At 72.9% G+C, this 17807-nt stretch carries 17 protein-coding genes and 2 tRNA genes; 8 read left to right on the plus strand and 11 right to left on the minus strand.

Going from position 1 to position 17807, the window contains the following annotated elements:
- Positions 1-407: 407 nt before the first annotated feature.
- The 6 genes from ACFV7Q_RS03405 (at position 408) to ACFV7Q_RS03430 (ending at position 5911) form a co-directional block, all read left to right on the plus strand.
- Positions 408-569: a hypothetical protein gene (locus ACFV7Q_RS03405; protein ID WP_360621039.1), complete on the plus strand. Its 162-nt coding sequence runs from the start codon at positions 408-410 to the stop codon at positions 567-569.
- Between the two features lie 212 nt (positions 570-781).
- Positions 782-1630 carry an RNA polymerase sigma factor SigF gene (locus ACFV7Q_RS03410; protein ID WP_385423080.1) on the plus strand — a complete coding sequence of 283 codons (849 nt, stop codon included), beginning with the start codon at positions 782-784 and terminating at the stop codon, positions 1628-1630.
- 220 nt (positions 1631-1850) lie between these two features.
- Positions 1851-2690 (plus strand): RNA polymerase sigma factor SigF, encoded by an 840-nt coding sequence (locus ACFV7Q_RS03415; protein WP_385423082.1) that lies wholly within the window; start codon positions 1851-1853, stop codon positions 2688-2690.
- Between the two features lie 112 nt (positions 2691-2802).
- The gene (locus ACFV7Q_RS03420; protein ID WP_385423084.1) at positions 2803-3585 is read left to right on the plus strand and encodes a hypothetical protein; all 783 of its coding nucleotides are present in this window, start codon (positions 2803-2805) and stop codon (positions 3583-3585) included.
- Between the two features lie 179 nt (positions 3586-3764).
- Positions 3765-4250, plus strand: a complete 486-nt coding sequence (locus ACFV7Q_RS03425; RefSeq protein ID WP_385423086.1) for a MarR family winged helix-turn-helix transcriptional regulator — start codon at positions 3765-3767, stop codon at positions 4248-4250.
- The gene (locus ACFV7Q_RS03430) at positions 4247-5911 is read left to right on the plus strand and encodes an MDR family MFS transporter (RefSeq protein ID WP_385423088.1); all 1665 of its coding nucleotides are present in this window, start codon (positions 4247-4249) and stop codon (positions 5909-5911) included. Before ACFV7Q_RS03425 ends, ACFV7Q_RS03430 begins: the two co-directional genes overlap by 4 nt.
- Before the next feature lie 33 nt (positions 5912-5944).
- Here ACFV7Q_RS03430 and ACFV7Q_RS03435 read toward each other — a convergent pair whose 3' ends face one another.
- The 9 genes from ACFV7Q_RS03435 to ACFV7Q_RS03475 form a co-directional block, all read right to left on the minus strand.
- Complete coding sequence (locus ACFV7Q_RS03435; RefSeq protein ID WP_385423090.1) at positions 5945-6586, minus strand: TetR/AcrR family transcriptional regulator; 642 nt, start codon at positions 6584-6586, stop codon at positions 5945-5947.
- 119 nt (positions 6587-6705) lie between these two features.
- Positions 6706-8991, minus strand: coding sequence for an ArnT family glycosyltransferase (locus ACFV7Q_RS03440; RefSeq protein WP_385423092.1), 2286 nt, complete (start codon positions 8989-8991; stop codon positions 6706-6708).
- Positions 8988-10256, minus strand: coding sequence for a glycosyltransferase (locus ACFV7Q_RS03445; protein WP_385423094.1), 1269 nt, complete (start codon positions 10254-10256; stop codon positions 8988-8990). The genes ACFV7Q_RS03440 and ACFV7Q_RS03445 overlap by 4 nt, the downstream gene beginning before the upstream one ends.
- 25 nt (positions 10257-10281) lie before the next feature.
- Positions 10282-11925 (minus strand): sensor histidine kinase, encoded by a 1644-nt coding sequence (locus ACFV7Q_RS03450; protein ID WP_385423096.1) that lies wholly within the window; start codon positions 11923-11925, stop codon positions 10282-10284.
- Positions 11925-12692: a response regulator transcription factor gene (locus ACFV7Q_RS03455; protein WP_385423098.1), complete on the minus strand. Its 768-nt coding sequence runs from the start codon at positions 12690-12692 to the stop codon at positions 11925-11927. Before ACFV7Q_RS03455 ends, ACFV7Q_RS03450 begins: the two co-directional genes overlap by 1 nt.
- A gap of 92 nt (positions 12693-12784) precedes the next feature.
- Positions 12785-13678 carry an amidohydrolase family protein gene (locus tag ACFV7Q_RS03460; RefSeq protein WP_385423100.1) on the minus strand — a complete coding sequence of 298 codons (894 nt, stop codon included), beginning with the start codon at positions 13676-13678 and terminating at the stop codon, positions 12785-12787.
- Positions 13662-14000: an antibiotic biosynthesis monooxygenase family protein gene (locus ACFV7Q_RS03465; protein WP_385423102.1), complete on the minus strand. Its 339-nt coding sequence runs from the start codon at positions 13998-14000 to the stop codon at positions 13662-13664. The genes ACFV7Q_RS03460 and ACFV7Q_RS03465 overlap by 17 nt, the downstream gene beginning before the upstream one ends.
- A gap of 139 nt (positions 14001-14139) precedes the next feature.
- A complete protein-coding gene (locus tag ACFV7Q_RS03470; RefSeq protein ID WP_385423104.1) occupies positions 14140-15021 on the minus strand; it encodes a DUF2797 domain-containing protein in 882 nt (293 codons plus the stop codon).
- A complete protein-coding gene (locus ACFV7Q_RS03475) occupies positions 15018-15452 on the minus strand; it encodes an Lrp/AsnC family transcriptional regulator (protein ID WP_385423106.1) in 435 nt (144 codons plus the stop codon). The genes ACFV7Q_RS03470 and ACFV7Q_RS03475 overlap by 4 nt, the downstream gene beginning before the upstream one ends.
- Before the next feature lie 107 nt (positions 15453-15559).
- Between ACFV7Q_RS03475 and ACFV7Q_RS03480 the strand changes: the two genes are divergently transcribed.
- Positions 15560-16471 (plus strand): SMP-30/gluconolactonase/LRE family protein, encoded by a 912-nt coding sequence (locus tag ACFV7Q_RS03480; protein ID WP_385423260.1) that lies wholly within the window; start codon positions 15560-15562, stop codon positions 16469-16471.
- A gap of 73 nt (positions 16472-16544) precedes the next feature.
- Here the strand turns inward: ACFV7Q_RS03480 and ACFV7Q_RS03485 are convergent.
- A tRNA-Arg gene (locus tag ACFV7Q_RS03485) sits at positions 16545-16617 on the minus strand.
- 398 nt (positions 16618-17015) lie between these two features.
- Positions 17016-17106, minus strand: a tRNA-Ser gene (locus tag ACFV7Q_RS03490).
- Positions 17107-17311: 205 nt separating this feature from the next.
- On the opposite strand from ACFV7Q_RS03490, the gene ACFV7Q_RS03495 reads away from it, so the two are divergent.
- Positions 17312-17746 carry an SSI family serine proteinase inhibitor gene (locus ACFV7Q_RS03495; RefSeq protein WP_385423108.1) on the plus strand — a complete coding sequence of 145 codons (435 nt, stop codon included), beginning with the start codon at positions 17312-17314 and terminating at the stop codon, positions 17744-17746.
- The last annotated feature ends 61 nt before the right edge of the window (positions 17747-17807 follow it).

The raw sequence follows: 17807 nt of genomic DNA on the forward strand, positions 1-17807 counted from the left end.
GGGGGCGGGGGGTGTGGGGGGGGGCGCGCGCCCGCGGGGGGGGGCCGCCCCCCGCGGGGGGGGGCCGGGCCGGGGGGGGTGCGGCGCCGCCCCCCCCCGGGACGGGGGAGGGGCCGTCGGGGGACGAGCCGCTCCCCCCGGGCGAGGACGGGGCCCGCGCGTCCGGGCCGCAGTCAGGGGGACGCGTGCGGCCCGGACCCCGCAGCGGTGTCCTGTCCCTCACCCACCGGTTTCCTGCCAGAACCGGTGGGATCGCCTCCCATCCTTTGCCGGGAACGCCTGCGCGGACAGCGGCAAAGGGCCCGGACCGGAGGGTCATTGGTCCATAAAGTCCGGGTGAGTGCCCTCGTGCGACCGGTTAGACTCACCCGACTTCGCAGGACCGGTTGGGGAGGCCGACACCGCTCATGGAGACCAAGAAGATGATCACGGGAGGGCTCGTGGTGTTCGTGCTCTTCGTGATCATCACCCAGCCGGTCAAGGCGGCCGACATCGTCAAAATAGGCTTCCAGGGCATCTCCGACGCCGCGCACGGCATAGGTGCGTTCATGACCGAACTGGTGAGCTGAACCCGTACGCTGATGCGGTTTCCGGACTAACCGGCCCCCCACTCCGACGGGTGGGGGGTTTTGCGTTCCCCGTCCTCGTGGCGCCCACATCCCGAACGCCCCATTATGCCCAACTTGCCCTCAACACGGCGATATACGGTGCTTGCACACAGTGCACATGTCTTGTGATGCTATGACCGCTTTTGACGGATGAGTTGACTTGAAGGGGTGGCGTGACCGTGTCGGCCAGTACGGCGCCTCAGGTGCCGCCCCAGCAGGACGCCCCCGAGGAGCCCCCTGCGCCCGCGAGACCGCAGAGCCGGGGCGCGGACACCCGGGCCCTCACCCAAGTCCTGTTCGGGCAGCTGAAGGGCCTGCAGCCCGGCAGCAGCGAGTACGACCGGGTGCGCGGGGCCCTCATCGAGGCCAACCTCCCGCTCGTGCGGTACGCGGCCGCCCGCTTCCGCAGCCGCAACGAGCCCATGGAGGACGTGGTCCAGGTCGGCACCATCGGTCTGATCAACGCGATCGACCGGTTCGACCCGGACCGGGGCGTGCAGTTCCCCACCTTCGCCATGCCGACCGTGGTCGGCGAGATCAAACGGTACTTCCGCGACAACGTGCGCACCGTCCACGTGCCGCGCCGGCTCCACGAGCTGTGGGTCCAGGTGAACGCGGCCACCGAGGACCTCACCACCCTGCACGGCCGCACCCCGACCACGCCCGAGATCGCCGAGCGGCTCCGGATCAGCGAGGAGGAGGTGCTGTCCTGCATCGAGGCGGGGCGCAGCTACCACGCGACCTCGCTGGAGGCCGCCCAGGAGGGCGACGGCCTGCCGGGGCTGCTGGACCGGCTCGGGTACGAGGACCCCGAGCTGGCCGGGGTCGAGCACCGCGACCTCGTACGCCATCTCCTCGTACAGCTGCCGGAGCGCGAACAGCGGATCCTCCTCCTGCGGTACTACAGCAATCTGACGCAGTCGCAGATCAGTGCCGAGCTCGGCGTCTCCCAGATGCACGTGTCGCGGCTGCTCGCCCGCAGCTTCGCCCGACTCCGATCCGCAAACAGGATCGAGGCGTAACCGGATCGGGTGGAGATCGGCGGACGGTTTCCCGACAGAACCGGCTCATTCCGCTCTATCGCTGGAGTTATATGTCGACTTGGCGCTACAGCGCGTTGCCGACATGTGACATTCTGCTGGAAGCGCGTTTGCCGCAGCCCCGGCGCCGGTATTCAGGTGGAGGCTGCGTTCCTCCGACGGACGCGCCGTACGCGACCGTCCGCGACCTCAAGGGGGTGGCATGTCCGCAGACCAGGGCAGCTCCAAGGTGCTCACGCTCGTCAAGAGCGAGGCACCGGCCGTGTCCGAGCACTCGGAAGCCATCGACACCCGCACCCTCTCCCGCTCCCTCTTCCAGCGCCTCGCCGCCCTGGACGCGGACAGCCCCGAACGGGCGTACGTGCGCGACACCCTGATCGAGCTGAACCTGCCCCTGGTGCGGTACGCAGCCGCCCGCTTCCGCAGCCGCAACGAGCCCATGGAGGACATCGTCCAGGTCGGCACGATCGGCCTGATCAAGGCGATCGACCGGTTCGACTGCGACCGCGGCGTAGAGTTCCCCACCTTCGCGATGCCGACCGTCGTCGGCGAGATCAAGCGGTTCTTCCGGGACACCTCCTGGTCCGTGCGCGTCCCGCGGCGCCTCCAGGAGCTGCGCCTCGCGCTCACCAAGGCCAGCGACGAGCTCGCCCAGAAGCTCGACCGCTCGCCGACCGTGTCCGAACTCGCCGCGGTGCTCGGAGTGTCGGAGGAGGACGTGGTCGACGGGCTCGCCGTCGGCAACGCCTACACCGCCTCCTCGCTCGACTCCCCCTCGCCCGAGGACGAGGGCGGCGACGGCTCCCTCGCGGACCGCCTCGGCTACGAGGACAGCGCGCTCGAAGGCGTCGAGTACCGCGAGTCGTTGAAGCCCCTGCTCGCCAAACTCCCTGCGCGCGAACGGCAGATCATCATGCTGCGGTTCTTCGCCAACATGACGCAGTCGCAGATCGGCGAAGAGGTCGGCATCTCCCAGATGCACGTCTCCCGCCTGTTGACCCGCACCCTCGCACAGCTGCGCGTCGGCCTGATCGGCGACTAGGCCAGCCGATCGGCGACCCGGTCGCTCCCTCGGCGACCTGACCGGCGGGACGGCACGACGGCCCTGCGCCGCAGGGGTTCCGATTTGACGTATCGTCAGCAACACTGCGGCGATGCGCCCGGGACACCGCCGCAGGGCCGCGCTGCTCGCCGCCCTGTCCTTCTGTACGGCCGCCGCAGCCCTGACCGGCTGCGGCGGTGCGCCACGCGACGGCCACACGGCCGCAGGGCCCGTGGCCCCGGGCCCCGAGCGGCGCCCCGGCGACCACGTGCCCCCGCAGGGGCCGGTGGAGTTCCAGCAGCTCGGCGGCCCGGCAGTGGCGGCCGGATCCGCCCCCTCCGCCGGTACGCCGCCCACCACCCCGGATGCTCAGACCCCGGCCGGCTCCGGCCGGAGCGGAGCCACGGCCCCCTCGGGCGGCGTCCCGCCCTCGGGCCCGAACCCCCGGCCGGGCGGCCACGACCCCACCGCCCCCGGCACCCCCGACGGCTCGGGCACACCGGGCACACCCGGATCGCCCGGTCCCGCGCCGGGCACCACCCCAGGAGCCCCGGCGACTCCGACGCCCGGGATCCCACCCGCGTCCACCCCCGCTCAGCTGGTGCTGAGCGCCCCCGTGCGGGCGCCGGCGGCGGACCGCTGGTGCGAGCGCGTGACCGTGGGCATCGCCAACACCGGTACGACAGCGGCGCGTTCGGGTGCGATCACCTTCGAGACGCACGTCATCGGCGCCCTCGGCATCGACTGGGCCACCCTCACCACCAGCCAGCCGCTACCGACGCCCCTGACCGGCGGAACGGCGCGGACGCAGACCTACACGGTGTGCGTCGAGTCCTGGCGGGTCCCGCTGGGGATGCACGTGGAGACCCGCAAGGTCACCGCCACCTGGAGCTGACCGGCAACGAAGGCGGTCCACGCGCTCGCCCTCCACGGGCCGGCGACCCGCCCCTGCGTGCAGCGGCCGGGTCCCGGTCCCGGGACCCTGGCGGGTTTTCCGATTCCTTTACCGCCCTCCCCCGTCGATTCATTTGCCTGTAGCAACCAACCTCTCCTACGGTTGCCTGAGGCAACGAGATGAGGGGGATCCCGGTGACCACGCAGCCGGCCGCGGACCGCGACACCCGCTACGAGGAACTGGCCCGCCGGCTCACCGGCGTCGGCGCGGTCAAACGGGAACTCGCCCGCCACCTCCCCCCGGACTGCCCACCGGGGTCCGCGGCCGTCCTCACCCTGATCGACCGCCACGGCGACATGCGGCTCAGCCGGCTCGCCGACCTCATGGCGATCGACATCTCGGTCACCAGCCGCCACGTCGCCCACGTCGCCGACCGCGGGTGGATCACCCGCGACGCCGACCCGGGAGACGGCCGCTGCCGCATCCTGCGGCTCACCCCGGCCGGCTCCGCTTTCCTGGCCCAGGCCTCCGCCCGGTACACCGACGCGCTCGAACGGGCCCTGGCCGACTGGTCCGCGCACGACATCGACGTACTCAACGGCCTGCTGGCCCGGCTCCGGTCGAGCTTCCGGACAGTCGAGCTCCCAGACGAAGGGACCCCATGACCACCACCACACCCTCCGGGGTGCGGGGAGGCGACCCGCCGCAGACCTCCTCCGGCGGCGCTCCCCCGCCCGCCCCCTCGCCCTCCCCGGCGCCCGCGCCCGCGTCCGCGTCCCCAGCCGCGCCCATGACCCACCCGCAGATCATGAAGGCGCTGTCCGGGCTGATGCTCGGCATGTTCGTGGCGATCCTGTCGTCCACGATCGTCTCCAACGCCCTACCCCAGATCATCAGCGACCTCGGCGGCACCCAGTCCTCGTACACCTGGGTCATCACCGCGGCCCTGCTGTCGATGACCGCGGCCACCCCGCTGTGGGGCAAGCTGTCCGACCTCTTCAGCAAGAAGCTGCTGGTCCAGGTCTCCCTGGTCATCTACGTGCTCGGGTCCGTCGTCGCGGGTCTGGCGCAGAACACCGGCACGCTCATCGCTTGCCGCGTGGTCCAGGGCATCGGCGTCGGCGGCCTGTCCGCGCTCGCCCAGATCGTGATGGCCGCGATGATCTCCCCGCGCGAACGCGGCCGCTACAGCGGCTACCTCGGCGCGGTCTTCGCCGTCGCCACCGTCGGCGGCCCCCTGCTCGGCGGTGTCATCACCGACACCGAGTGGCTGGGCTGGCGCTGGTGCTTCTACGTGGGCGTGCCCTTCGCCGTCATCGCCCTGGTCGTCCTGCAGAAGACGCTCCGCCTCCCGGTGGTCCGCCGCGACGTCGAGGTCGACTGGCTCGGCGCCTTCCTGATCAGCGGCGCCGTCTCGCTGCTGCTGATCTGGGTCACGCAGGCCGGCGACTCCTACGCCTGGGTCTCCTGGACGACCCTGGCCATGACCGGCGGCGCCGTCGTCCTGGGCCTGCTCTTCCTCCTCGTCGAGTCCCGGGCGAGCGACCCGATCATCCCGCTGCACCTGTTCCGCAACACGACCATCAGCCTCGCCTCCGCGGCCTCGTTGTTCGTCGGCATCGCGATGTTCTCGGGCACGGTCTTCTTCGGCCAGTTCTTCCAGCTGGCCCGCGGCGAGTCCCCCACGATGTCCGGGATCCTCACCATTCCGATGATCGGCGGCCTCTTCGTCTCCTCCACCGTTTCCGGCCGGGTGATCACCAGGACCGGCCGGTGGAAGGCCTGGCTCGTCTCCGGCGGCGTGCTCCTGACCGCCGGCATGGGGCTGCTGGGCTCCCTGCGGTACGACACTCCGTACTGGCGGATCGCCGTCTGCATGGCGCTGACCGGTCTCGGCCTCGGCATGATGATGCAGAACCTGGTCCTCGCCACGCAGAACCAGGTGGCCCCCGAGGACCTCGGCGCGGCCAGCTCCGTCGTCACCTTCTTCCGCTCGCTCGGCGGTGCCGTGGGCGTCTCGGCCCTCGGCGCGCTGATGGCCCACCGCGTCACCCACTACGTTCAGGACGGCCTGGCCCCGCTCGGCCCGAAGGCGGCCGCGCTGGGCCACGGCGGCACCGCCGGGCGCGCGATCCCCGACCTCGGCGGACTGCCTGCGCCGCTGCGCGAAGTCATCGAGTCCGCGTACGGGCACGGCGTCGGCGACGTCTTCCTCTATGCTGCGCCCTCCGCGCTCCTCGCACTGCTGCTGGTGGTCCGCATCAAGGAGGTCGCCCTGAAGTCGAAGCCGTCGGCACACACCCCGCCGGCCTCCTCCGCGCAGTAGCCGGGCCGCACCCCGGTACCCTGCCCGGCCCCCCTACGGGGCCGGCTCGGCGACGGCCTTCGCCTCGATCCCCGCGATCAGTACGTCGAGGGCGAGGCCGAAGTCCCCGTCGGGCACCCGCCGGGCCGTGCCCCCGCAGCCGTGCAGGAACTGCCACACCGCCAGATGGGCCCCGGTGCGGCCCGAATCGGCGAGGCCGGTGGCGTCGAGCAGGCGCTGCAGGGCCGCGTCGAAGGCGCGGGCGTGCGGCCCGATGTTCGGGTACGCGGCCGCCAGCGGCGCCACCCACGGGTGCTCCGCGAGCAGCCGGCGGTACCCGCAGGCCAGCAGCCGCAGCCGGCCGGACCAACCCTCGCGCGCCGTGTCCGCGGGCCCGCCGGTAGGGAGCGGGAGTTCGCCCAGGGCCCGGTCCAGGGCGAGTTCGAGGAGGTCGTGCTTGGTGTCGACGTACCAGTACAGGGACATCGCGGTGACCCCGAGATCGGCCGCGAGCCGCCGCATGGAGAACCGGGCCAGCCCCTCGGTGTCGAGCAGCCGCACGGTGGCCCCGGTGATCCGCTCCCGGTCGAGCCCGAACGCACCCTCACCACCACTACGGCGTCTGCCGGGTGCGGCAGGACGGGCGGACAGCCACACGCTGGTCCGGGCATTGCCGGCATCGGCCGCGGTCGCCATGGAGGCACCCTCCTCACAACAGCTGGATCAGCCCGGAATGCCCGGTCCGCCCCCTTGATGCTAGAGGGTGCCCCTCGTGTTCGGGCACGTTCGGCCGCGTTGGCCGCGGTCGGACACGGTCAGGACGTGGCGGACGGGGCACTCAGGGGAGCGGTCAGGTCGTAGAAGACGGCCCCGGTGATGGTGACGGGCCGGAAGTTCTCCTTCACCCAGGTTTCGATCGCGCTGCTGGTGGAGCCGCCCGGGCCGCCGCGCACGCCCGTACCGCCGCGCATGCCCGGGCCGCCGCGCATGCCCGGGCCCTCGCCGCCCGCGCCTTCGCCCGATGCGATGAAGTAGTGCACCTTACCGGCCTTCACGTACTCCTGGAACGCGGCGAGCGTCGGCGACGGATCGCTGCCGTTGAACCCGCCGATCGGCATCACCGGCTCCCCCGAGGCGAGTTGGTAGCTCGCCGCGTTCTGCGCGCCGATGGCCGCCGCCGCCCACGTGTACCGGTCCGCGTCCTTGCGCAGGGCGGCCGTGGCCTCCTGGCTCACCTTGGTGCCGCCCAGCAGGCCGCCCATGCCGCCGCCCCCACCGGGCGCGCCCGGTGCACCCGGGGCGCCACCGGTGTTCCGCCCGCCGCGGGCGTCCCGCCCGTCGCTGCCGCCGCCGCTCCCGCCGCGTTGACCGTCCTGACCGTCCTGACCGTCCTGACCGCCCGGGCCGCCCGGGCCGCCGGGGAAGGCCTGGCCGCCGCCCGGCATGCCCTGCGGCACGGCGCCCTGCGGGCCGCCGCGGAGTCCGCCGCCCATCGGGCCGGCGCCCGGCGGGAGTTCACCGCCCCCGAAGGGCCGCATGCCCGCCCCCGCCCGGGCACCCTGCACCGCAGGACCGGCCGTCACGATCGAGCCGGCGTGCCCGGCGTCCACCGTGGTCAGGCAGTAGGCGAGGGGGCCGGCCAGGGCCGCGCCCAGGCCCAGCGCCGCCGCGCCGAGCGCCGTCCGGCGGCCGAGCCGCGCCCCGAGGAGCAGCCCCGCCGCCGCGGCCAGACCGGCCCCGAGTACGGCCCAGCGCAGCCACGGCAGGTAGTCGGGGGAGCGCCCGAGCAGGACGTACGACCACCAGGCGGTCAGGGCGAGGGTCCCGGACAAGGTGAGCGCGGCGGGCGTGCCGCCCCGCTCCTCCCACAGCACGGCCACGCCCATGCCGACCAGCGCGGCCACGAACGGTGCCAGCGCCACCGTGTAGTACTCGTGGAAGATGCCCTGCATCCAGCTGAACACCGCGGCGGTGATCAGCAGTGCGCCGCCCCAGGCCAGGAACGCCGCGCGGGCCATGCCGTCGATCGTGTCCGCCGCCCGGCCCGCACGCCAGGTGATCACCAGCCCGGCGATCAGCATGATCAGGGCCGCCGGGAGCAGCCAGGAGATCTGTCCGCCGACGGTGGCGGAGAACAGCCGGTCGATGCCGGTCTCCCCCCAGCCGCCCCCGCCGCCGGGGCGTCCGCCGACGCTGCCCGTCTCGTTGCCGTTGATCCGGCCGAGGCCGTTGTAGCCGAGGGTCAGCTCCAGGAAGGAGTTGTTCTGCGAGCCGCCGATGTACGGGCGGGAGGACGCCGGCCACAGCTCGACGATGGCCACCCACCAACCACCGGCCGCGACCATGGCGGCCCCGGCGAGCAGCAGCTGGCCCAGCCGGCGGCGCAGCCGGGTGGGCGCGCAGACGGCGTACACGAGGACGAGAGGCGGCAGGATCACGAAGGCCTGCAGCGTCTTCGTCAGGAAGGCGAGGCCGATCACCGTACCTGCGGCGACCAGCCAGGTGGTGCGTGCGCCGTCGAGGGCGCGCAGGACGCAGTAGACGGTGACGGTGAGCAGCAGGGTCAGCAGTGCATCCGGGTTGTTGAAGCGGAACATCAGCGCCGCGACCGGGGTGAGGGCGAAGACCGAGCCGGCGATGAGTGCTGCTGCGGGGCCGAAGTGGCGGCGTACCGCGGCGTACAGCACGGCGGTCGTGGCGACGCCCATCACGGCCTGGGGTACGAGGATCTGCCAGCTGCCCAGCCCGAACAGGCGCACGGACAGGGCCATCGGCCACAGGGCGGCCGGCGGCTTGTCCACGGTGATGGAGTTCCCGGCGTCGGAGGAGCCGAAGAAGAAGGCCTTCCAGCTTTCGCTGCCCGCCTGGACGGCCGCGGAGTAGAAGGAGTTGGCGTACCCGGAGGCGCCGAGGTTCCACAGCAGCAGGACGGCGGTGGCCAGCAGCAGGGCGGTGAGGGCGGGAAGCTCCCAGCGCGGGCGGGGCAAGGCCCCGGGGCGGGCGCCGGATCCGGGTTCGGAGCCGGTCGCCGGGGCGGTGCGGGGCGGGGCGGGGGCCCGCTCGGGGAACGGGGAGCCCATGGGCGGTACGGCGGTGGTCATCGGATGTCGTCCTTGGCAGCAGGGGTGCGCCGTTCGGGGAAGACCCAGGCGCGGAAGAGCAGGAACCGCAGTACGGTCGCGGCGAGGTTGGCCGTGATCAGAACGGCCAGTTCGGTGCCGTGGCCGGGATCGGCAGTCGCCGCCCCGAGGGCGGCCAGGGAGCCGCTGGTCAGGGCGAGGCCGACGGCGAACACCACCAGGCCCTGGGCTTGGTGGCGCACGGCCCGCGCCCGCCCGCGGACGCCGAAGGTGAGACGGCGGTTGGCGGCGGTGTTGGCGACGGCGGACAGCAGCAGCGCCGCCGCGTTGGCGAGCTGCGGCCCGGCCCCGAGCCGGAACAGGGAGTACAGCGCGAGGTAGCAGAGGGTGGACAGCACCCCGACGGTGCAGAAGCCCAGCAGCTGGCGGGCCAGCCCGCGCGGTACCCCGGGCAGGGCGCTGCGGTCGCGCGGGTCGTCGCCGAAGGGCCGGGCGAGCCGGTCGAGCGGCAGCGCGCCGAGGGCCAGGGCCCGGCCCACCCGCCAGACGCCCTTGAGGTCCTGCACCGCGGTCCGGACGATGTGGACCGTGGAGTCCGGGTCGTCCACCCAGTCGACCGGCACCTCGTGGATCCGCAGCCCCGCCCGTTCGGCGAGGACCAGCATCTCGGTGTCGAAGAACCAGTCCGTGTCCTGCACGAGCGGCAGCAGCCGCTCGGCGACCTCCCTGCGGATCGCCTTGAAACCGCACTGGGCGTCGCTGAAGCGGGCCGCGAGGGAGGAGCGCAGCAGCAGGTTGTAGGCGCGGGAGACGAACTCCCGTTTGGCGCCGCGCACCACGCGGGAGGAGCGGGCCAGCCGGGTGCCGATGGCGAGGTCGGAGTGGCCCGAGATCAGTGGGGCGACCAGCGGCAGCACCGCATTGAGGTCGGTGGACAGGTCGACGTCCATGTACGCGAGGACGGGGGCCTCGGAGCGGGACCAGACGGTGCGCAGGGCGCGGCCGCGGCCCTTCTCCTCCAGCCGGGTGCTGCGCACCCCGTCCAGGCCGCCGGCCAGACCGGACGCCACCTCAGGGGTGCGGTCGGTGCTGGCGTTGTCGGCGATCGTAATGCGGAAGGGGTACGGGAAGGTGCGGGTGAGGTGGTCGTGGAGTCGGCGCACGCACGGCCCCAGGTCCTCCTCCTCGTTGAAGACCGGGATCACCACGTCTAGTACGGGCTCGCCGGGCACGGGCGCGAGGTGCGCCCGTGCCGGGAGGGCGCCGGTGGAGGTGTCGGTTGGCATGGTCCGAGCCTCGCGGCGCGGGCTGTCACCGCTGTGTGGTGAGCCTGTGCCCTGTCTGTGAATGCGTCGGGCGGTCCGCGGCGGAGCCCGCCGGGCCATGAGCCGAGAGGTCCGCCGGGACGGAGGCCGCCGGGACGAACGCCGAGGAGTCGGCCCCGATGCCTGCGGGGGACGCCTCCCGGGCGAGCGGGAGCCGGACCTCGAAGCAGGTCCGTCCCGGCTCGCTCCGCACGCCGACGTGGCCGCCGTGCGCGGCGACGACGGCTTCGACGATGGCGAGCCCCAGGCCGGTGGAGCCTGCCGCCCGCGAGCGGGAGGCGTCGCCGCGTGCGAACCGCTCGAAGACGTGGGGGAGCAGTGCGGGCGGGATCCCGGGGCCGTCGTCCGTGATGCTCAGCCGGACGGCGGATGTTTCACGTGAAACACGGGCGGTGACGGTGGTGCCCGGCGGGGTGTGGGTGCGGGCGTTGGCGAGCAGGTTGACCAGCACCTGCTGGAGCCGAGCCGCGTCGGCGCGGACGGGTGCGGGCTCGTCGGGGAGGTCCAGTCGCCAGTGGTGCCCGGGGCCGGCCGCCCGCGCGTCGCTGACGGCGTCGACGACGAGCGGGGCCAGGTCGGTGTCGGCCAGGGACAGGGGCCGACCGGCGTCGAGCCGGGCGAGGAGCAGCAGGTCCTCGACGAGGCCGGTCATGCGCGTGGCCTCGGATTCGATGCGGCCCAGGGCGTGCCGGGTGTCGGGGCCGGGCTCTTCCCGTCCCCGACGGGTGAGTTCGGCGTATCCGCGGATGGAGGCCAGCGGGGTGCGCAGTTCGTGGCTGGCGTCGGCGACGAACTGCCGGACGCGCATCTCGCTCTGCTGGCGGGCGGTGAGGGCGGAGGAGACGTGCCCCAGCATCCGGTTGAGGGCGGCGCCGACCTGGCCCACCTCGGTCCTCGGATCGGCCTCGGCTTCGGGCACGCGCTCGTGCAGGACGGGTTCACCGCTGTGCAGGGGCAGTTCGGAGACCCGGGTCGCGGTGGCCGCGACCCGGCGGAGCGGGCGCAGGGCCACTCCGACGAGGGCTTGCCCGGCGAGGGAGGCAGCGATCAGCCCGGCCACGGTGACACAGACCTCGACAGCGATCAGGGTGCTCACGGTGTCGTCGACTTCGGCGAGCGGGTAGCCGAGGGCCAGGGATCCGTCGGGGGAGGCCAGGACCCGGTAGGTGCCGAGGCCCGGTAGCTCCAGGTCGGCGGGGCCGGTCCGGCCGCGGCCGGCGGCCTTGCGGGCGGCCCCGGCGAGGGCCTCGGACTGGGCCGGGGCCAGCTGCTGGCGGTGGTCGTACCCGGGGCCGCCGAGCGCGACGAGGCGGCAGCCGGTGACCGTGCCGTCGGCCGCGATCCGGATCCCCACGGCGTCCAGGGGGTTGCCGGGGGCGACGACGAAGCCGAGGCCGTTCTCGGCGGCGGGCTTCCCGACGGGGCCCCGCTGGTTGGCCATGTCGACGGAGACCCTCAGCTGCTGGTCGACCTTGTCGACCAGGTACTGGCGCAGGGCGAGGGTGGTGACGGTGCCGATGGCCGCGCCCACGACGGCGATCAGCAGCACCGCGGAGGCCACCAGGCGGGCCCGCAGGGACCAGGAGCGGGGGCGCCGGAGCCGCTGCGGGCGGAGGGACGACAGCGCCACTAGTCAGCCGGCTTGATCAGGTAGCCGGCGCCGCGCCGGGTGTGGATCATCGGCGGCAGGCCGGGGCGGCTCTCCAGCTTCCGCCGCAGGTAGGAGATGTACAGCTCCACGACGTTGGCCTGGCCGCCGAAGTCGTACGACCACACCCGGTCCAGGATCTGGGCCTTGCTCAGCACCCGCCGCGGGTTGCGCATCAGGTAGCGCAGCAGCTCGAATTCGGTGGCGGTGAGGTGGATCTCCCGACCGTTCCGGGACACCTCGTGGCTGTCCTCGTCGAGCAGTAGGTCGCCCACGGCGAGGACGGACCCCCCGCGCGCGGCCTGCGCCGCCCCCGAGCGGCGGACCAAGCCGCGCAGCCGGGCCACGACCTCCTCCAGGCTGAACGGCTTGGTGACGTAGTCGTCGCCGCCCGCCGTCAGCCCGGCGATCCGGTCCTCGACCGAGTCCTTGGCCGTCAGGAACAGCACCGGGATCTGCGGGATGGCGCGGCGCAGCTGCCCGAGGACGGCGAGGCCGTCCATGTCGGGCAGCATGACGTCGAGCACCACCACGTCGGGGCGGAACTCCCGGGCGGCCCGCACTGCGCCCGCCCCGTCGCCGGCGGTGCGGACCTCGCAGCCCTCGTAGCGCAGGGCCATGGAGAGCAGCTCGGAGAGCGCGGCCTCGTCGTCGACGACGAGCACCCTGCAGGACCCGCCGTCGGGGCGGACGAGGGCGGCGGGGCTGCCGGTGGACGTGGACGCGGGAGAGGCGGTCGTCGCAGTCATGCGACCACGCTGGCCGCGGCCCCTGAGAGCGTTCTTGCGCCTGTCTGTGAATTTCCTGAGAAACGGACCGCCCCTGAGGAACGGGCCGTCCCTCAGGAGCGCGCTGCTCGGTCCAGGCCGAACAGCCGGGCCCCGTTGTCGTGGCAGACGGCGCGCAGCCAGTCGTCGCCCAGGTCCAGCCGTTCCAGGGCGGCGAGCTGGTGCTCGTACGGGTAGGGGATGTTCGGGAAGTCGGTCCCGAGCAGGATCCGGTCGCCGAGGTCCGCGAGACGTCCGAGCTCGCCGGCGGGGAAGGTGCCGAACCGCGCCGAGAAGTCGGTGAAGGCCATGGTGGTGTCGAGGCGCACCCGCTCGTACCGCCCGGCGAGGTCGAAGAACTCCCCGTACTCGGGCATCCCCATGTGGGCGATGACCAGCGCCAGCCGGGGATGGCGGGCGAGGACGGCGGAGATGGGCCCCGGGCCGGTGTGCTTGCCGGGGACGGGCCCCGAGCCGCAGTGCACCACGATCGGGATGCCGGCCTCGGCGAGCAGCCCCCAGACCGGGTCGAGCAGCCTGTCGCCGGGGTCGTAGCCGCCGACCTGGAGGTGTACCTTGAAGATCCGCGCGCCGGCGTCGACGGCCTGTCGGACGTACGAGGCCGCCGAGTCCTCGGGGAAGAAGGTCGCGGTGTGCAGGCAGTCGGGGGTGCGGGCGGCGAAGCCCGCGGACCATGAGTTGAGCCAGGCCGCCATCTGCGGCTTGTGCGGGTACACCATGGCGGTGAAGGCCCGGACCTCGAACTCCCGCAGGAGCGCGACCCGCCGCTCCTCCTCGTGACGGTAGGTGATGGGCCATTCGACGCCGGTCAGCGGGCCGACCGCGTCGAAGTAGTTCCACACCTTGTCCAGGACCCGCTCGGGCATGAAGTGCGTGTGGACGTCAACCAGTCCGGGCAGGCCGAGTCGCTCCCGGAAGGCGCGGACCGCCTCAACCGTTGCGCTCAAAGCCACGGCTCCGCTCCACCGTCGCGACGTGCAGGGTGTAGCTCTCGTACCACTCGGCGCGCCCCTGCTCCATGGCCGCCTGGTGTTCTAGGTCCTGCCGCCACTGGGCGAGGGCGTCGTGGTCACGGAAGTAACCAACGGTGATGCCGAGGCCGCCGGGGGTGCGGGCGGAGTCGTAGCCGAGGAAGCCGGGGATCTCGCGGACGAGCTCGTTCATCCGGGCGAGGGTTTCCGGGTAGCCGCTGTCCTCAGCGGTGCGGACGGAGCTGAAGACCGCCATCACGTACGGCGGTTCGAAGGCGGGCATGGGCTTGATGGTCATGAGCACACCCTCCGTGGCGGCCCGACGCGCTGTCCACCGGAATGCGGCCCGGGCGGCAAAGGGGATCCAAGATTTGACCTCGGGACGCGAAGGGCCGGGGCGGGGCACCAGAACCGGGGCGCCAGAACCGGGGCGGGGCTCAGAACAGCCCCTCCTGGTCCGCTGCGGCGCCGGCGGTGAGGACGGCGGCCGTCGGCACGTCGGTCGTCCGCCCGGCGACGGGGGTGACGAACTCCCACCCGGCCAGCAGGCGGGTGTCCACGACGAGCCCGTCGGTCAGGTGCAGATCGGGGCCGGCCGCTCCGGCGAGCCGGCCGACGACGGACCCGCCGGGCAACATCGCGGTGGTCACCCGCACCGGCGCGGGCAGCCCGACCAGCCCGAACCGCCCGGCGTGGTCCGTGACTTCGCAGGCCAGCGGCTCCAGCGAGGACGGCCATCCCGGCAGGCCGACCGCCCGGTCGTGCAGGGCGGTGACCTCTAGGGCCCGGTCGGCCGTGGGGGGCAGGGCGGCCCGGGCCGCGCGCTTGCGGGCGTACGGGATCCGGTCGGGCACGCCGAGCGCGGCGCGCAGCAGCTCCTCGGTGCGCCGGCCGGCCATCAGCGGACCGCGGCCGAGCCAGGCCCAGGTCACCGCTCCCTGCTCCAGGAGCCGGGCGGAACCGCGCTCCTCGGCGGTGATGCCGACCTTGACCATGCCGGGCCCGAACCAGGCCAGGTAGACGCGATAGGTGCGCGGGTCCGCGGCGTTGGTGTCGGCGGCCACGGAGAACGAGCGGTCCAGGCGTGCGCACTCGGGGCACTGCGCGCTCGTGGCCCGACCCGGGACGCGGGCGCCCGCCGGGCAGGGGGTCCGCTTCCCGGCGCGGTACACGCCGAGGCAGATCCGCTCCCCCTGCGCGGCGAAGGCGAGGGGGCCGCCGTACCCGAGGGGGCTGCTCCGCTCGCCGCGCCCCTGGGCGTACCAGCCGATGGCCGGGCGGCCGCTGCTCCACCGGATCCCGGTGCACCTCCAGGTCACAGCGGGAGGGGCCGCTCGAAGAAGGTCTCCAGGACGACGGTGGCGTGCGTGCCGCTGACCCCGTCAATGGCGTACAGCCGGCGCAGCACGTCCTGGAGCTGCTCGGTGGTGCTGGTGCGCACTTTCACGAGGACCGAGGCGCTGCCGGCGATGACGTGGGCCTCCTGGATCTCGGCGATCGCCTGGAAGGCGCCGGCGGAGTCCCCCATCCAGGCGTTGGCGTCGACCATCACGTAGGCGAGCACCCCGCTGCCCACTGCGGCCGGGTCAACGTCGACGGTGGTCCGTCGGATGACCCCGCGCTCGCGGAGCTTGCGCACCCGCTCGTGGGCGGCCCCGGCGGAGAGCCCGACGGATGCGCCGAGGGCGGCGTACGACTGGCCCGCGTCCTGCTGGAGGCACCGGACGAGTGCCCGGTCGATGTCGTCCACGTGCTCTTCCTCCCCTCTGTCAGCGATCCCTTGCATCGACGGTACATGATCATGCAATCTGCCGAAGGACCGAACAGAATTCAGCATTTCACTCCCCAGGGGGAATGATGTCATCCATTGCCGACCTCAACTTGTACGAGGTTTTGGACGAGCGCTTCCGTACGGGCCGCTGCGCCAACGGCGACGCGCGCCTGGAACGGCTCCACGACGACTGCCGCTGGGCGGAGGGCCCGCTGTACCTGCCGGCGTGGCGGCAGCTGGTGTGGAGCGACATCCCCAACGACCGGATGCTGCGTTGGGACGGGGCGACGGGCGCGGTCTCGGTCTTCCGCTCCCCGGCGGGGCACCCGAACGGCAACACCCTGGACCGCGAAGGCCGACTGATCACCTGCGAGCAGGGCAACCGGCGCGTCACCCGGACCGAACCGGACGGCAGCATCACCGTCATCGCGGACCGCTTCGAGGGCAAGCGGCTCAACAGCCCGAACGACGCCGTGGTGCGCTCGGACGGCTCGATCTGGTTCTCGGACCCGGACTTCGGCATCACCAGCGACTACGAAGGCGTCCGCGCACCGTCCGAGATCGGCGCCTGCAACCTCTACCGCGCGGATCCGGCGACCGGCGAGGTGCGGATCGTCGCCGACGGGTTCCGCGGCCCGAACGGCGTGGTGTTCTCGCCCGACGAGAGCGAGCTGTACGCGGCGGACACCGTGGCCGGCCACATCCGCGCGTTCAAGGTCGGTGAGGACGGGACCCTCAACGGCGACCGCGTGTTCGCCGCATGCCGCCCGGTGGACAACATCCGCTTCGACGACGAGGGCCGGCTGTGGGTGGCGGCCATGGAGGAGGGCGTGCGTTGCTACGCCCAGGACGGCACCCTGATCGGCCGGATCCGCGTCCCCGAACCCGTGTCGAACATCGCGTTCGGCGGCCCGAAGAACAACCGCCTCTTCATCACCGCCACGACCTCGCTCTACTCGCTGGTCCTGTCGGTGACGGGCCTCCCCCGCGTCCGCTAGCCCACCGTCCCCACGAGCGGGTGCACGCCCAACGCAAGAGGCCCCCCGGCGAACCGGGGGGCCTCTTCGGCTGTGCACTCGGCAGGATTCGAACCTGCAACCTTCTGATCCGTAGTCAGATGCTCTATCCGTTAAGCTACGAGTGCTTGGGCTTCCCGGGGTTTTTCGCCCCGTTGGCCTTGCGAGAACAACAATACATGGACCTTGCCGGGACGCGAAATCCGTTAACCAAACCGGCTCTGACCTGCGAAAACGCTCCGGACGGTGATCGTCCGGAGCGATCCGCGCCCGGGGCGGGCGCGTACGTGCCCCGAACGCAGGCACCGGTTCGGACGGGCGGCGAGGGCGCGGAGCGCGAGCCGGAACGCGGACGCCCCCCGGGAGCACGCCGCGCGAGTGCCGCGAGTACCGCGAGTACCGCGAGTACCGCGAGCGAGGCGGGCCAGGAGGCCGAGGAGCCGGGCGGTCGGGAAAGCTCGGGAGCGTGCGGCGGCGGATACGCAGCGAAGCCCCGGTCCGTGGGGACCGGGGCTTCGGCTGACTGCGGAGGCGGAGGGATTTGAACCCTCGATGGGGGGTAAGCCCCAAACCGCATTAGCAGTGCGGCGCCATAGACCGGACTAGGCGACGCCTCCAGCTACACCCCCGTGTGTGAGGGTGCGTGCAGATGATGACACAGCCGCAGGGCCGGTCACCAATCCGCTCCCAACGGTACTAGGCGAGCCGGCCACAGAGCAAAGGCTTAATCACTCGCGGCACACGGGTCCGGGGCGACCGTCACGCAGCGCGGGCGCGCGTCGTTGGTCCGGCGTACGACGTACGGACGACCTGGAGTGCCCCATGCTGCGACTCGCCGCCTTCGCCGTCACCTCCTTCCTGGCCACTGCCGCCGCGGGCCCGCTGCCCCCGCTGACGCCGCTGCCCCTCGACCGGCTGCTGTCCTCCCCCGACCGCCTCACGATCTCCGTCTCCCACACCGGCAATCCCCGGGCGGACGGGGAGTACCTGCTCGCATGCAACCCCGTCGGCGGGGACCACCCCCGGGCCGAGCAGGCGTGCGCCCGCCTCGACCGGCTCGCCAGGGCGGGCGAGGACCCCTTCGCCACCGAGACGGGGCGTCGGATGTGCACCCAGCAGGACGGCGGGCCGGCCCGGGCGCACATCACCGGCACATGGCAGGGCCGCAAGGTGAACGCCTCATTCCGTCGGACCAACGGGTGTGAGATCGCCCGGTGGCGCAACCTGGAACCTGTGCTTCCGGCCGGGCGCTCCTGACCTGGGAATATGTGGCGGATGCCCGGAGTACCCGGAACATCCGCCACCTCAGGCCGGGGCC

It is taken from the genome of Streptomyces sp. NPDC059851, assembly GCF_042732005.1.
GTDB lineage: Bacteria > Actinomycetota > Actinomycetes > Streptomycetales > Streptomycetaceae > Streptomyces.